The sequence below is a fragment of the Microbacterium sp. GbtcB4 genome, assembly GCF_019091465.1.
Lineage (GTDB): Bacteria > Actinomycetota > Actinomycetes > Actinomycetales > Microbacteriaceae > Microbacterium > Microbacterium paraoxydans.
This window is the reverse complement of record NZ_JAGXJJ010000006.1, coordinates 196,898-210,450: the sequence shown is the minus strand read 5'-3', so window position 1 is coordinate 210,450 and position 13,553 is coordinate 196,898. Positions and strand designations below refer to the sequence as shown.

13 protein-coding genes are annotated in these 13,553 nt (G+C 71.6%); 8 read left to right on the top strand and 5 right to left on the bottom strand.

Annotated features, from left to right (window positions below; all coding sequences use genetic code 11):
- Positions 1-621: a hypothetical protein gene (locus KVS71_RS11895; RefSeq protein WP_060921517.1), complete on the top strand. Its 621-nt coding sequence runs from the start codon at positions 1-3 to the stop codon at positions 619-621.
- 47 nt (positions 622-668) lie between these two features.
- Positions 669-1,358 (top strand): GNAT family N-acetyltransferase, encoded by a 690-nt coding sequence (locus KVS71_RS11890; protein ID WP_060921518.1) that lies wholly within the window; start codon positions 669-671, stop codon positions 1,356-1,358.
- 12 nt (positions 1,359-1,370) lie between these two features.
- Here KVS71_RS11890 and KVS71_RS11885 read toward each other — a convergent pair whose 3' ends face one another.
- Positions 1,371-2,840 carry a peptide MFS transporter gene (locus tag KVS71_RS11885; RefSeq protein WP_105950549.1) on the bottom strand — a complete coding sequence of 490 codons (1,470 nt, stop codon included), beginning with the start codon at positions 2,838-2,840 and terminating at the stop codon, positions 1,371-1,373.
- A 116-nt stretch (positions 2,841-2,956) separates the two neighbouring features.
- Between KVS71_RS11885 and KVS71_RS11880 the strand changes: the two genes are divergently transcribed.
- The 3 genes from KVS71_RS11880 (at position 2,957) to KVS71_RS11870 (ending at position 7,029) form a co-directional block, all read left to right on the top strand.
- On the top strand, positions 2,957-4,342 hold the full coding sequence (locus KVS71_RS11880) for a glycine--tRNA ligase (protein WP_060921520.1): 1,386 nt from the start codon (positions 2,957-2,959) through the stop codon (positions 4,340-4,342).
- A gap of 46 nt (positions 4,343-4,388) precedes the next feature.
- Positions 4,389-5,069 carry a hypothetical protein gene (locus KVS71_RS11875; protein ID WP_217584637.1) on the top strand — a complete coding sequence of 227 codons (681 nt, stop codon included), beginning with the start codon at positions 4,389-4,391 and terminating at the stop codon, positions 5,067-5,069.
- A 280-nt stretch (positions 5,070-5,349) separates the two neighbouring features.
- Positions 5,350-7,029: an ABC-F family ATP-binding cassette domain-containing protein gene (locus tag KVS71_RS11870; protein WP_217584636.1), complete on the top strand. Its 1,680-nt coding sequence runs from the start codon at positions 5,350-5,352 to the stop codon at positions 7,027-7,029.
- 90 nt (positions 7,030-7,119) lie between these two features.
- Here the strand turns inward: KVS71_RS11870 and KVS71_RS11865 are convergent, their stop codons facing one another.
- From KVS71_RS11865 to KVS71_RS11855, 3 genes are read right to left on the bottom strand one after another with little or no spacing between them, the layout of a single operon-like run.
- Positions 7,120-7,545 (bottom strand): DUF1801 domain-containing protein, encoded by a 426-nt coding sequence (locus tag KVS71_RS11865; protein ID WP_217584635.1) that lies wholly within the window; start codon positions 7,543-7,545, stop codon positions 7,120-7,122.
- The gene (locus tag KVS71_RS11860; protein WP_025104879.1) at positions 7,545-8,135 is read right to left on the bottom strand and encodes an HhH-GPD-type base excision DNA repair protein; all 591 of its coding nucleotides are present in this window, start codon (positions 8,133-8,135) and stop codon (positions 7,545-7,547) included. The genes KVS71_RS11865 and KVS71_RS11860 overlap by 1 nt, the downstream gene beginning before the upstream one ends.
- Positions 8,136-8,160: 25 nt before the next feature.
- Positions 8,161-9,477, bottom strand: coding sequence for a glutamyl-tRNA reductase (locus tag KVS71_RS11855; protein WP_217584634.1), 1,317 nt, complete (start codon positions 9,475-9,477; stop codon positions 8,161-8,163).
- 72 nt (positions 9,478-9,549) lie between these two features.
- Between KVS71_RS11855 and hemE the strand changes: the two genes are divergently transcribed.
- Positions 9,550-10,572, top strand: a complete 1,023-nt coding sequence (gene hemE, locus KVS71_RS11850; RefSeq protein WP_060921526.1) for a uroporphyrinogen decarboxylase — start codon at positions 9,550-9,552, stop codon at positions 10,570-10,572.
- A 51-nt stretch (positions 10,573-10,623) separates the two neighbouring features.
- Here hemE and KVS71_RS11845 read toward each other — a convergent pair whose 3' ends face one another.
- The gene (locus KVS71_RS11845; RefSeq protein ID WP_217584633.1) at positions 10,624-11,517 is read right to left on the bottom strand and encodes an NAD(P)H-binding protein; all 894 of its coding nucleotides are present in this window, start codon (positions 11,515-11,517) and stop codon (positions 10,624-10,626) included.
- 66 nt (positions 11,518-11,583) lie between these two features.
- Between KVS71_RS11845 and KVS71_RS11840 the strand changes: the two genes are divergently transcribed.
- Positions 11,584-11,895, top strand: coding sequence for a metalloregulator ArsR/SmtB family transcription factor (locus tag KVS71_RS11840; RefSeq protein ID WP_060921528.1), 312 nt, complete (start codon positions 11,584-11,586; stop codon positions 11,893-11,895).
- 92 nt (positions 11,896-11,987) lie between these two features.
- Positions 11,988-13,496 carry an FAD-dependent oxidoreductase gene (locus KVS71_RS11835; protein ID WP_217584632.1) on the top strand — a complete coding sequence of 503 codons (1,509 nt, stop codon included), beginning with the start codon at positions 11,988-11,990 and terminating at the stop codon, positions 13,494-13,496.
- The last annotated feature ends 57 nt before the right edge of the window (positions 13,497-13,553 follow it).

The window sequence follows — 13,553 nt, the reverse complement described above, 5'->3', positions numbered from 1 at the left end:
ATGACCGACGACATCGCGCCCGCGCAGCACCCCGCCGACTCCGCGTACCACCGCCGGCTCCCGATCGGCGAGGTGCTCGACGCCTCGGCGCTCGCGGAGGGTCTGCCGTGGGCGTTCGAGAGCGTAACGATGCGACCGCTGGAGCCGATGCTCGTGCCGGAGAAGCCCCGCGCCGGCGAGCACGACCCGGCCGCGTGCGGTCACTGCGGTCCGAGCGTGCACACCATCTGGCACGACGACCTCTGGCAGGTGCGTGCCGGGTGGGACGTCGGCGGTCTGCCCTTCATCGGCGGCGTCGCACCGCGCGAACACTGGCTCCTGGAGAACGCGCCGCAGGACGTGCTCGCCGCGCTCGGGCCGCTGATGCAGCGCGTGTCCGAGGCGGTCAAGAGCATCCCCGGCGTCGCCCGCTGTCACTTCGGGCGCTGGAACGACGGCTCCGCGCACATGCACATGTGGGCGCTCGCCCGACCGGCCGGGATGATGCAGGGCCGCGGCGCGGTGCTCGCGTTCTGGGACGGGATCCTGCCGCCGCTGCCGGCGGAGATGGCCGAGGACCACCTCCGCATCGTCGCGGAGGCGCTCGCCGCGGGCGGGGGCGAGGCGTTCCCGTACCGCTGAGCCGGGTCGGTTTCCGCGAACGGGCGGAGGAGGGGCAGACTGGGATCGTGCGAACCATCCGCGATCTCGACACCGTTGAACTCATCCTCGACGCCCAGAGCCTGCTCGACTCCATCCGGGGCCCGCAGCGCGTGGTGGACGCCGGGACCCTCCGTGCCCTGCAGCAGTCGGGCAACTACGTCGTCGGCTTCTTCGACGGCGAGGGCGACGAGGAGCGCATGGTCGGCGCCTCGATCGCCTTCTTCGGCGAACCGGCCCGCCGCGCCATGCACTCGCACATCACGGCTCTGCTGCCCGAGTACCGGGGGCGCGGATGGGGCCGTGAGCTCAAGGAGCACCAGCGGCAGTGGGCGTTCTCCCGCGACGTCGGGCGCATCACCTGGACCTTCGACCCGCTGGTCGCCCGCAACGCGCACTTCTTCCTCACCGTCCTCGGCGCGCGCGCCACGGGCTACTCGGTGAACCGGTACGGCATCTTCGGCGGCGGCGACGCGGGCGACGAGAGCGACCGCCTCGACGTCGAGTGGGCCCTCGCGGACATCGCCAAGCCGCCGGCGAAGGACGCCGTCGTGGAGACGCTGGAGATCCCGGACGACATCGAGGGCATGCGGGAGTCCGACCCCGCGGCCGCGCACGAGTGGCGGCTGCGGCTGCGCGCGCAGATGGAGGGCCTGCTCGGCAGCGGCCTCCACATCGCGGGCTTCGAGACCGGCCGGGGCTACCTCTTCACCGCGTGATCGCCGGGGCCGTCACCGCACGCCCCGCATGAGCCGCAGCACGGGCTTCACGCTCAGCAGTAGGCCGATGCCGACGAGGATCGCGATGCCGCCGAGGATCGAGAAGTACGGCACCTCGTTCTCCGGATCGTAGAACTTCACGAGCTCGCCCGAGATGGCGGTGCCGAGGGCGATCGACAGGAAGAACAGCGCGACCATCTGCGTGTGGAACACGGCCGGGGCGAGCTTCGTCGTCACCGACAGCCCCACGGGCGAGAGCAGCAGCTCGGCGACCGTGAACACGAAGAGGATGCCGACGATCGCGAGCAGCGGCGTCGAGTTCGCACCGCCGCCGGAGAACGGCAGGAACAGCAGGAACGCGGAGCCCATGATGATGGCGGCCAGTCCGAACTTGACGGGGGTCGACGGCTGGCGCTTCCCCAGCTTGGTCCAGATCGCCGCGAACACCCCGGACAGGATGATGATGAACACCGGGTTGATGGACTGCACCCACGACACCGGCATCTCCCACCCGAACAGGTCGCGGTCGAGTCGCTTGTCGGAGTAGATCGTCAGCACCGTGAACTGCTGCTGGTACAGCGACCAGAACGCGACGCTCGTGAGGAACAGCGGCAGGAACCCCCAGACCCGCGAGCGCTCGGTGGCATCGATGCGGCGGCTGCCGAGGATCACCGCGAAGTAGGCGACCGCGGCGACCACGGTGACCGCGATCACGATGGTGGCGAGGTTGTCGGCCTGGATGACTCCGGTCAGCACGAGCACCGCGATCACGACGACCGCACCGACCGCGATGCCGGCGACGAGCGGGTAGCGCGCGCGGGGGAGCGGGTTCGGCACCTCGCGCGCGGAGGCGGGCAGGCCGCGGCGGCCGAACGAGTACTGCACGAGACCCAGCGTCATGCCGAGGGCGGCGAGGCCGAACCCCCAGTGGAAGCCCAGGGTCGACTGGAGCAGTCCGGTGAGGATCGGACCGAGGAAGGCGCCGAGGTTGATGCCGAGGTAGAACAGCGAGAACCCGGCGTCGCGTCGTTCGTCGTCCGGACGGTACAGCGTCCCCACGACCGACGTGGCGTTGGCCTTCAGACCGCCCGAGCCCAGGGCCACGAGCACGAGTCCGACCCCGACGCCGACGAACCCCGGCAGGAGTGCGAGGGCGAGGTGGCCCGAGACGATGACGATGGCGCTGACGAACAGCACCCGCTCGGAGCCGAACAGTCGATCGGCGAGCCAGGCCCCGAGGATCGTGGACAGGTACACCGAGCCGCCGTACGCGCCGACGATCCCGCCCGCCACCGCTTCCGGGAGGCCGAGGCCGCCATCGGCCACCGAGAAGTACAGGTAGATGAGCAGGATGCCCTGCATGCCGTAGAAGCTGAAGCGCTCCCACATCTCCACGCCGAAGATGTGCACGAGCGACCACGGCTGTCCGAAGAAGCGGGTGTCCTCGTCGCGGGAGGCGGGCGGCTGCGCGGTGGTGCTCATGCGTGGGACGGTACTCCTCCCGCGGGTCCCGCGGCCAGGGGTTGCGCTCAGGCCCCGGATAGAATGGGGGTGCCCGTGCTCACGGGCATTCTCCGCTTCCGACCATTGGAGCCACCGTGGCCGAACAGTCCCGCCTCGACAAGGTCATCGCCCTCGCCCGCCACCGCGGTTTCGTCTTCCAGGCGGGTGAGATCTACGGCGGTTCCCGGTCGGCCTGGGACTACGGACCCCTCGGCACCGAGCTGAAGGAGAACATCCGGCGGCAGTGGTGGCAGACCTTCGTGCGCGGCCGCGGCGACATGGTCGGCCTCGACTCCAGCATCATCCTGCCGAAGCGCGTGTGGGAGGCCTCGGGTCACGTCGCGACCTTCACCGACCCGCTCGTCGAGTGCCTGCAGTGCCACAAGCGCTTCCGTGCCGACAACCTCATCGAGGACTTCGAGGCGCGCAAGGGCCGCAAGGCCGAGAACGGTCTCGCCGACATCCCCTGCCCGAACTGCGGCACCAAGGGGCAGTACACCGAGCCGAAGGCCTTCTCCGGTCTGGTGAAGACGTACCTCGGCGTCGTCGATGACGAGTCCGGCCTCTACTATCTGCGCCCCGAGACCGCGCAGGGCATCTTCGTGAACTTCTCGAACGTGCTCACCGCGAGCCGCAAGAAGCCGCCGTTCGGCATCGGCCAGGTCGGCAAGGCGTTCCGGAACGAGATCACCCCCGGCAACTTCATCTTCCGCACCCGCGAGTTCGAGCAGATGGAGATCGAGTTCTTCACGCCGCCCGCCGAGGCGCCGCAGTGGTTCGACCACTGGGTCGAGGCGTGCTGGAACTGGTTCATCGACCTCGGCATCGACCCGGAGAACATGCGCCAGTTCGACGTGCCGGAGGAGGACCGCGCGCACTACTCGGCCGGCACCATCGACGTCGAGTACCGCTTCGGCTTCGCAGGCAAGGAGTGGGGCGAGCTCATGGGCGTCGCCAACCGCACCGACTACGACCTCTCCAGCCACAGCGAGGCCTCCGGCCAGAGCCTGACCTACTTCGACCAGGCCACGGGCGAGCGCTATACGCCGTACGTGATCGAGCCGTCCTTCGGCCTCACCCGCGCGATGATGGCCTTCCTCGTCGACGCGTACGTCGAGGAGCAGGTGCCCAACGCCAAGGGCGGCACCGACACCCGCACCGTGCTCAAGCTCGACCCGCGCCTGGCTCCGGTCAAGGCGGCGGTGCTCCCGCTGTCGCGCAACGAGAACCTGTCGCCGCTCGCCCGCGAGGTCGCCGACACGCTCCGCGGCTCGTGGGCCGTCGACTTCGACGACGCCGGCGCGATCGGCCGCCGCTACCGCCGCCAGGACGAGATCGGCACGCCGTTCTGCGTCACGGTCGACTTCGACTCGCTCGACGACCGTGCCGTGACCGTGCGCGACCGCGACACGATGGCGCAGGAGCGCGTCCCGATCGACGAGCTGCACGCCTACCTGACGGAGCGCCTCCGCGGCGCCTGACGTGACGGCACCGGGGGGAGCCGGCGCACGGGGAGAAGCCTCGCCCGTGCGTCCGGTCGCGGCCATCGTGCTCGGGGCGCTCGCCGTGTCATGGATGATCCTCACGGTGCTCGACCTGCGGGAGAACGACGGCGCCGGGCCCATCATCGCGATGTTCGGCATCCCGGCGCTCGCGGCGGCGGTCATCATCCAGATCGTGATGACGCGGCTGGGGGACCGGAAACGCGTGCCGAAGGCCGTGTTCTGGTGGGTTCTCGCGGTGCTGCCGCTGGGCACCCTGGCGGGCTTCGTCGTCGCGATCCTCCGCGACCCGGACTACTTCATCGCCGACGAAGGCCCCTGGATGCTCCTCTGGGTGCCGGTCTTCATCGTCGTGGGGCTGCTGCTCGGGGCCCTCGTCTGGTTCTTCTTCGTGTTCCCCTTCGTCTCGATCGTGACCGTGATCCGCTTGATCGCGCGCGGGGAGGCGAAGCCCGGCGCCCTCATCATGCCGATCGTGCTGCTGAGCCTGGGCGTGCTGAGCATCGTGGGTGGACTCTCGATCGACACCGACAGCAGCGGTCGCGCGTCGTGGGGCTCCATCATCGCCGCGTTCCTCGGCCTCCCCGGGAACTACGAGGTGATCTGGGAGCCCGGCCTCTGGATCGTCCGCGGCATCGTCCTCGCGATCATCCTCCTCTTCGCCGTCCCCGCCGCCCTCCCCCGCCTCTCCTCCCGCCCTCGCTGATCCGCCGAGACCCCGGGTTCTCGCCGAGACCCCGGGGCGCGTGCGGGGGTACGTCGGGGTCTCGCCGAGAAAGCGGGGTCTGGCGGGCGCTGAGCGACCCTGCTATGGTCGCTCCTCGTGGGTACTCTGATTCGCTAGATCGGGACGCCGCGTCGAGAGCTCTTCTCCGCGGTGGGTCCTGAGCGAACGCGCCCGACTCCGGGTGCGGTCGAGGTTCCTGTTCCCCGCGTCATCGACGCAGATCCCGGCGGTGCGCGTGCGCCGCTGGAGAGGATCCCTCATGTTCCCTGTACTCTCGACCCCTTCCGACTCCTCGGCCCGCGCTCATCGCGAGTGCGCGCTGCAGGCCGCCTCCGTCCGGTTCGCCGACCGACTCGTCCTGGACCGGATCGACCTCGTCGTCGGCCCCGCCGACCGCCTCGCCGTCATCGGCGACAACGGCGCCGGGAAGTCGACTCTGCTCGATCTGCTCGCCGGTGTTCTCGCGCCGACGTCCGGGGAGGTGCAGCTCGACCTTCCCGGCGGGATCGCGCATGCTCGGCAGAACCCGGTGTTCGCGGACGGAGCGACGGTGGCCGACGCCATCGACGAGCTCCTCGGCGACCTCCGCGCGCTGGAGCACGACCTCGCCCGTGCGTACGACCTCCTCGCCGCCGCGACCCCTTCCGAGCGTGCGCAGCAGATGGCCGCCGTGGCCCTGTTGCAGGACCGTTTCGAGTCCCGCGGCGGATACGAGGTCGACCGTCGCATCGACACCGCCCTCGAACAGCTCGGGCTGGGCGGGCTGGACCGCGGGCGATCGGTGGCCACGCTATCGGGCGGAGAGCGGGCGCGGCTCGCTCTCGCGGTCGCGCTCTCTTCCGCAGCCGAGCTGCTGCTCCTCGACGAGCCCACGAACGACCTCGATGACCGGGCGCTGACCTGGCTCGAGGACCGTCTCGCGGCGCATCGGGGAGCGCTGGTGGTCGTGACGCACGACCGTGACTTCCTGGACCGTTTCGCGACCGCTGTCGTGCAGGTGGAGGACGGTCGGATCCGGCGCTACGGCGATGGTTACGCCGGGTTCCTGCGGGCGCGCGAGGCCGAACGCCGGGCGGCGGTCGCGCGCCACGAGGAGTGGAAGGCCGAGGTCGCCCGCACAGAGTCCCTGCTCGCGGCCAACGCGTTCCGGCTGCAGGCGATCCCGCGCAAGCTCGAGCTCGACGGCTTCGGTCATGGCGCGTTCCGGGCGCGGAGCCGCGACCACGGGGCCGTCGGGCGCATCCGCATGGCGAAGGAGAGGCTGTCGCGGCTGCGGGAGAACCCGTGCCCGGCGCCGCCCGAGCCCCTGCGGTTCACGGTCGCGGCAGAGGATCGCGCACCGCTCGACGACCCGCTCCTGACCCTCGATGCCGTGTCCCTCCGCGAACCGGGACGACGGCTCGCCATGTCGCAGTGGACGATCGAGGCCGGTTCGCGGTGGCTCGTGACCGGGCCGAACGGAGCCGGGAAGACGACACTCCTCCGTCTCCTCGCCGGCGAGCTCCTCCCCGCATCCGGGACGCTCGTCCGCGGGGACAGGCTGCGGATCGCGTTCCTCCGGCAGGAGGTCGACACGCGCCCGCGGGGTTCCGCTGTCGAAGTCTTCGCGGCTCTGACCGGGACGCCGCCGGCGGATGCGCACGACGCTCTCCTGGCTCATGGACTCTTCCGCGGGTCGGAGGGGGACCGCGACGTGCGGGCTCTCTCCGTCGGGCAGCGTCGGCGGCTGGATCTCGCGGTCGCGCTGTCGTCGCCGTTCGATCTGCTGCTGCTCGATGAGCCCACGAACCACCTGGATCCCGAGCTCGTGGAGCAGCTCGAGCACGCTCTCGCGGACCATCCCGCCGCCGTCGTCACGGTGACGCACGATCGGCGGTGGCGTCGTCACGCGGCGGACGCACAGCGCGTGCAGGTTGAAGAGGGGGTGGCCACCACCTGAGGCCCCGCCTCCCCGCCGAGACCCCGGACTCCCCACGTCCGCACGCCGGGGTTTCGGCGGGAACCCGGGGTCTCGGCGAGAGCACGAGAGCTACGACGTGACGGTCAGCTGCATGCGCGCGTCGCCGCCGGACTCGACCCAGGCGCGCGAGCGCTCGAGGATTCCGCGCAGCACGACGAGGTCGACCTCGTCGAGGTCCTTGAGGTAGAGGCAGCCCACCCCCGTCGTGTGCGGGCCGAGCGCGCCGAGAGCCTCCGCGTGGGCGTCCACCCCGTCGAGGAGGTAGATCGTGGTCGCGGCCTTCCGGGGGGCGAAGCTCAGAATGCCGCTGTCGCCCTCCGTCCCGGTGGGGTAGCGGTAGTGGCAGGAGCCGAACCCGATGATCGACCCCCAGGTCTGCGGCTCGCGCCCGGTGATGTCCTGCAGGAGAGCGGTCAGCGTCTCCGCATCACGGCGACGCACGGCCGGGGAGGAGCGGGCGATCAGGCCCGCGACGTCGTCCCCGGTCGGCTGCACTACTTCGCCGCCTTCGCCGCGGCCTTCATCGCCTTCTTGTACTCGCGCACCTTCGTCAGTGACTCCGGCGACACGATGTCGGCGACGCTGCGGTACGACCCGTCCTCGCCGTAGGGCGCCGAAGCCTCCCGCCAGCCCTCGCCGGTGAACCCGTACTGCTTGCCGAGGAGGGCGAGGAAGATCTTCGCCTTCTGCTCGCCGAAGCCGGGAAGGGCCTTGAGTCGTCTGAGTACCTCGGCACCGCTCGGCTGGGTCCCTGAGTCTGTCGACGGGCGCGTCCAGAGGGCGGCGGCATCCCCGTCCCAGTCGTCGACGAGCGCCTGGCACAGGGTCTGCACCCGCGTCGCCATGGAGCCGGGGAACCGGTGCACCGCGGGGGTCTGGCGGAAGGCCTCCAGGAACTCCTCGGGTGCCATGCCCGCGATCGCCGCAGCATCCGCGGCTCCCGTCCGCTGCTCGATCTTGAGCGGTCCGGTGAACGCGGTCTCCATGGGGATCTGCTGGTCCAGCAGCATGCCGATGAGCAGAGCCGTCGGGTTCTCGGTCAGCAGGGCGTCGGCGGCGGTGTCTCCGGTGATGTGAAGGGCCATGCCTCCAGTCTCCCACCCCGCCGGATCAGGCTGTGGCGGCGTCTTCGACCGTGTCCGCGGCAGGGGTGATCCCGTACAGTGTCGCGAGCGCGGCGGCGAACTCGTCCGCGCGACCGGCGGCGGCGAGCTCATGAGCCCGCACGGTCGGCGTGTGCAGCAGCACGCCCGAGAGGTGCCGCAGCGCCTGCTCGACCTTGCCGTCCTCGTCGCCACGCGCACGCGCACGATCGATCTCGCGCTCCAGCAGTTCGAAGATGTGCGAGCGGAACGCGACGACCGACGGGGTCACGCTCTGGCGGGCACCGACCACGTGGAAGGTCTCCGCGGCTTCGCGGACGACGCTCCGGGCGGCGTCCGTCGCCTGCAGCTCCTCCAGCGGAGCGTGCAGGCGGATGGTCTCCAGGTCGAGCAGCGCGACGCCCTCCAGCGCGGCCACGGCCGGGTCGACGTTCCGCGGCATGCCGAGGTCGACCACCAGCCGGCTCGGGACCCCGGTGGTGCCGCTGGTCGCGGCGACGGGGCAGCCCGCGGCGGCGAGGCCGACCGGGAGCTGCAGGTGCTCCGGGCCGAGCACGGGCTCGGTCGCGGTGGTGCAGGTGATCAGCAGCGTGGAGTGCGCCGCCGTGCGGGCGTACTCCTCGGCCGGCACCGGGCGGATGTCGTGCTTGGCTGCGAAGATCTCCGCGCGACCGGACGGGGAGTAGACGGAGATGTCGACGGCGCCGCGCTCGCGCAGGGTCGCGAGGGTGACCGCCGCGTAGGCGCCCGTGCCGACCAGCAGCACGCGCTCGGCGGACCAGTCGGCGATGCGGCTGTCGGCGAGCTCCAGCGCGAGGCGCACGAGCGAGCGACCGGCGCGGCCCAGGGCGGTGACGTTCTTGACCTTGCGCTGCGCCTGGCTCGCGCGCTGGAACAGCCGCTCGAGTTCGGGGGAGGTGGTGCCGTCCTTCCGGGCGGACTTGAGCGCCCGACGGACCTGGCCGGCGATCTCGCCCTCACCGGAGACGACGGACTCGAGGCCCGAGGCGACGGAGAACAGGTGCTCGGCGACGCGGCGGCCGGAGTGCACGGCATAGGCGCCGTCGAGATCGGCGGCGGAGATGCCGGTCGCGGACTCGACCGCCTCGATCACGGCTTCCACGCCGATGGCGCCGGCCGCTGTCACCGGCTCGTCCATCTCCACGTACGCCTCGAAGCGGTTGCACGTCGCCAGGACCACGGCACCCTGCACGCACGGCGCCATGCCCACGATGGTGGGAGCGACGTCGTCGGGGGTGCGGCTCAGGCGTTCGAGCAGTTCGAAGGAGGCGGTCTTGTGACTCGCCGTCACACACAGCAGCACCCTTCGATTGTACCCGAGCATCCGAAGCCGAGACTCGGCTGCTCCCTATACGCCGGATGGGAGGATGGACGCATGGCACTCTCCGACGCCCCGCTGTTGCGCGCCCTCACCGGCGACCGCCCCGCCACCGCTCCGGTCTGGTTCATGCGCCAGGCCGGCCGCTCCCTGCCCGAGTACCGGGAGCTGCGGGTCGGCACGAGGATGCTCGACGCCTGCCTCACTCCTGACCTCGCCGCCGAGATCACCCTCCAGCCGGTCCGACGGCACGGCGTCGACGCGGCGGTGTTCTTCAGCGACATCGTCATCCCGCTGCGTCTCGCCGGCGTGGAGGTCGAGATCGAGCCCGGCCGCGGCCCCGTCTTCGCGAACCCGGTGCGGACGGTCGCGGACGTCGACCGCATCACGGCGATCGATCCGGAGAGCCTGGACGGCAGCGCGATCGCGGAGGCTGTCGGCATCGTCGTCGCGGAGCTCGGCGACACCCCGGTCATCGGCTTCGCGGGAGCCCCCTTCACGCTCGCCGCGTACCTCGTCGAGGGCGGTCCGTCCAAGGAGCACCTGCGCGCCCGCGGCATGATGCACGCGGAGCCCGAGGCCTGGCACCGTCTCGCGGGCTGGCTGGCGCAGATCTCGCGGCGGTTCCTGGAGACGCAGCGCGATGCGGGCGCCGCGGTCGTGCAGCTCTTCGACAGTTGGGCGGGCTCGCTCAGCCCCGCCGACTACCGCGCCTTCGTGGCGCCGCACTCACGGACCGCTCTGGACGGCATCGGCGTCCCGACCATCCACTTCGGCGTCGGCACCGGTCCCTTCCTCGGCGATATGCGGCTCGACGGCATCGCGGACGGTGTGGGGGTCGACTGGCGCCTGCCCCTCGACGAGGCCGCCGCGATCCTCGGCCCCGACGTCTCGGTGCAGGGCAACATCGACCCCGCGTTCCTCGGCGCGCCGTGGCCGGTGCTCGAGGCGCATGTCCGCGACGTGCTCGAGCGCGGTCGCGCGGCCCGCGGGCACATCCTCAACCTCGGCCACGGCGTGCCCCCGGAGACCGACCCCGATCAGCTCACGCGCATCGTCGAGCTCGTGCACGCCGGCTGACCTCCGTTCGAATCGCCTGCTTTGCTGCATCTGCGGCCCAGATGCAGCAAATCAGGCGATTCGAAGCGCGCGCGCCAGCCGCAGGTCCGACAGGCCGAAGCGCCCGGTGGGCAGTGCCGCGCGGATGCTGTCGTCGTCGAACGGCCGTGAGGGGCGGATGTCCTCCGGCGGCTCCGGCGCCCACGGGGCCGGCTCGCTCACACCCTCCGCGAGCATCCGCGCCTGCGCCTTCGCGACCAGGGGCACGACCATGGTCCACTCGGTGAGCTGCGCGAGCACCCGCACGACCCAGGTCGGCACCGGGAGGAACGCGGGGCGGCGTCCGGCGACGCGGGCGATCCGGCGGATGGCCTCTCCGAGCGTCACCTCGTCCGCCCCCATCACCGCGACCGTCGGCTCCGGGATCCGCCCCTCGAGTGCGGCCACCAGCACGTCTGCGGCATCCTCGACCGGGACAGGGCGGGCGGTGCGTTCGCGGTAACCGACCGTCCAGAAGAAGGGGAGGGTGCGGACGGCGCGGGTCACGTGATCGACCATGTGATCGCCGGGGCCGTAGATCATCCCGGACTTCAGGATCGTGTGCGGCAGCCCGGAGCCGCGGACGATCTCCTCGGCCTCCCACTTCGACTCGTGATACCCGGAGCCGCAGTCGGGACGGGCGCGGAGGAAGCTCACCATGACGAGGCGTCGGACCCCGGCGCGGCGGGCGGCTTCGACGACGGCAGCCGTCCCCTCCACGTGCACGCGGCGGAAGGTCTGGTCGCCGATCTCCCGGTTGATCCCGGCGCAATGGGCCACCGCGTCGCATCCGGCGAAGGCCGCGGTCAGCGCGTCGACGTCCGTGATGTCCGTTCCGGAGCGTCGGGAGATCACCACGGGCTCCTCCAGGCGATCGGCGAGGGCGCGGCCGACGAATCCACTGCCTCCGGTGATGGCGACCTTCATGGTGTTCTCCTTCGCTAATTAGCTACCTGGCGAAACTGTATCTAGCGAAGGTGCTATATTGCAAGCATGGCCGACAGCGCATCCGACATCTTCGCCGCGCTCGCCCATCCCACCCGGCGGCAGATCCTGCAGGACCTCAAGGAGGGGGAGCTCGCCGCGGGGGAGATCGCGTCCCGGTTCTCCGCGAGCGGACCGACCATCTCCCGGCACCTGAGCGTGCTCCGGCAGGCGGGCCTCGTCAGCGAGCGTCGCGACGCCAACCGCATCTTCTACTCGCTCGTCGGCGAGCGCCTCGCCCTCTCCGTCGGCGACTTCCTGTCCACCGTCTGCCCCGAGCAGATCGTCCTCCGCGAGGTCCGCAAGCGCGGTCGGGCCTGACCTCCGTTCGAATCGCGCACCTGGCGGCATCGGCGGCGATTATCCGGCCAATCGGGCGATTCGAAGCACAGGGGCGGTGAAAGGATGGAGGCATGAGCCCCGAGCACCCCGCACCCGCCGAACCGGCCGACCTTGCCGCCCGCGCCGCACGGAAGCACGTCGTCGTGGTGGGCGGTGGCGTCGGCGGACTGGTGGCCGCCCGCGAGTGCGCGAAGGTCGGCATGCGGGTGACGCTGCTCGAGGGGTCAGACGCCCTGGGTGGCGTGATCCGCCGGGTCGCCCTGGACGGGGTCGTCGTCGACGCCGGGGCGGAGAGCTACGCGACGAAGGGCGGGCACGTCCGAGCCCTCGTGGACGACCTCGGCCTCTCCGACCGCGTCGTGACGCCGCAGGCGGGAGGGGCGTGGCTCGCCGGACTCCCCGGCGGTGGCGCGGCTCCGCTCCCGGCCGGCGGCATCCTCGGCATCCCCGGCAACCCGTTCCAGGACGACGTCCGCCGCATCATCGGCTGGTCCGGCGCCTGGCGGGCCTATCTCGACCGGGTGCGCCCGCCGCTCACGATCGGGCACCAGCTCAGCCTCGGTCGCCTCGTCGCCTCGCGCATGGGGGAGAAGGTGCGCGACCGCCTCGTCGCGCCTGTCACCACGGGGGTCTACTCCGCCTCCCCGGACGACGTGGACATCGATGTCGCCGCCCCCGGACTCAACGCCGCCCTGACCCGCGTCGGATCCCTGTCCGGTGCGGTGCTGGCCCTCCGCGGAGAGGGTGCGTCGCGCGGCGCGAAGACTCCGGGTGCCGCCGTGGAGGGCCTCGTCGGCGGCATGAGCGAGCTCGTCGACGCCCTCGCGGCCGACCTCGACGAACTCGGTGCGACCGTCCGCACTCGCGTCCGAGCCCGTCGTCTCACCACCGACGGCACCACCTGGCGCATCGTGGTCGAGGAGCCCGACGCAGACGAGCCGATCGAGGGGGAGGAGGCGACCCAGGAGGCGGAACTCGTCGCCGACGCCGTGATCGTCGCGACCTCCGAGCACACGGCGCGGGAACTGCTCGCGGGCGGCGTGCCCGCCCTCGCGGACGCCGACGCCGCGCCCGCCCCCGAGATCGAGATCATCAGCCTGCTGCTCGACGTGCCCGCGCTGCGCACCCCGCCCCGCGGCACCGGCGTGCTCACCGTGCCGCACAGCCACACGGCGAAGGCGCTCACGCACTCCACGGCGAAGTGGTCGTGGGTGCGGGAGGCCGCGGGCGACCGTGAGGTGGTCCGCGTCTCCTTCGGTGCGCAGGGGGAGCCGGCGGCCACCGCGGCGCTGGATGACGAGGCCGCGATCGACCTCGCCCGTCGGGAGGCCTCGGCGCTCCTGGGTGTCCCGCTGTCGCCCGACCAGGTCGTGGCGGGTCATCGTGGGCGCTTCGTGCAGGCACAGCCCGCGTCGATCATCGGCTCGGGGGAGCGGCGTGCCGCGGCGCGTCAGGCCGTGCAGGCCGTGCCAGGGCTGGCCGCTGTGGGTGCCTGGCTCGCGGGCACGGGGCTCGCGCAGGTCGTGCCGGATGCTGTGGAGGAGGCGGACCGCCTGCGCCGCGCTCTCCTCTGGGACTGAGCGTCCGCCGAGCACGCGCGAGTGCGCTCGGCGGCTCCGTGTCAACCCTCTGATCGA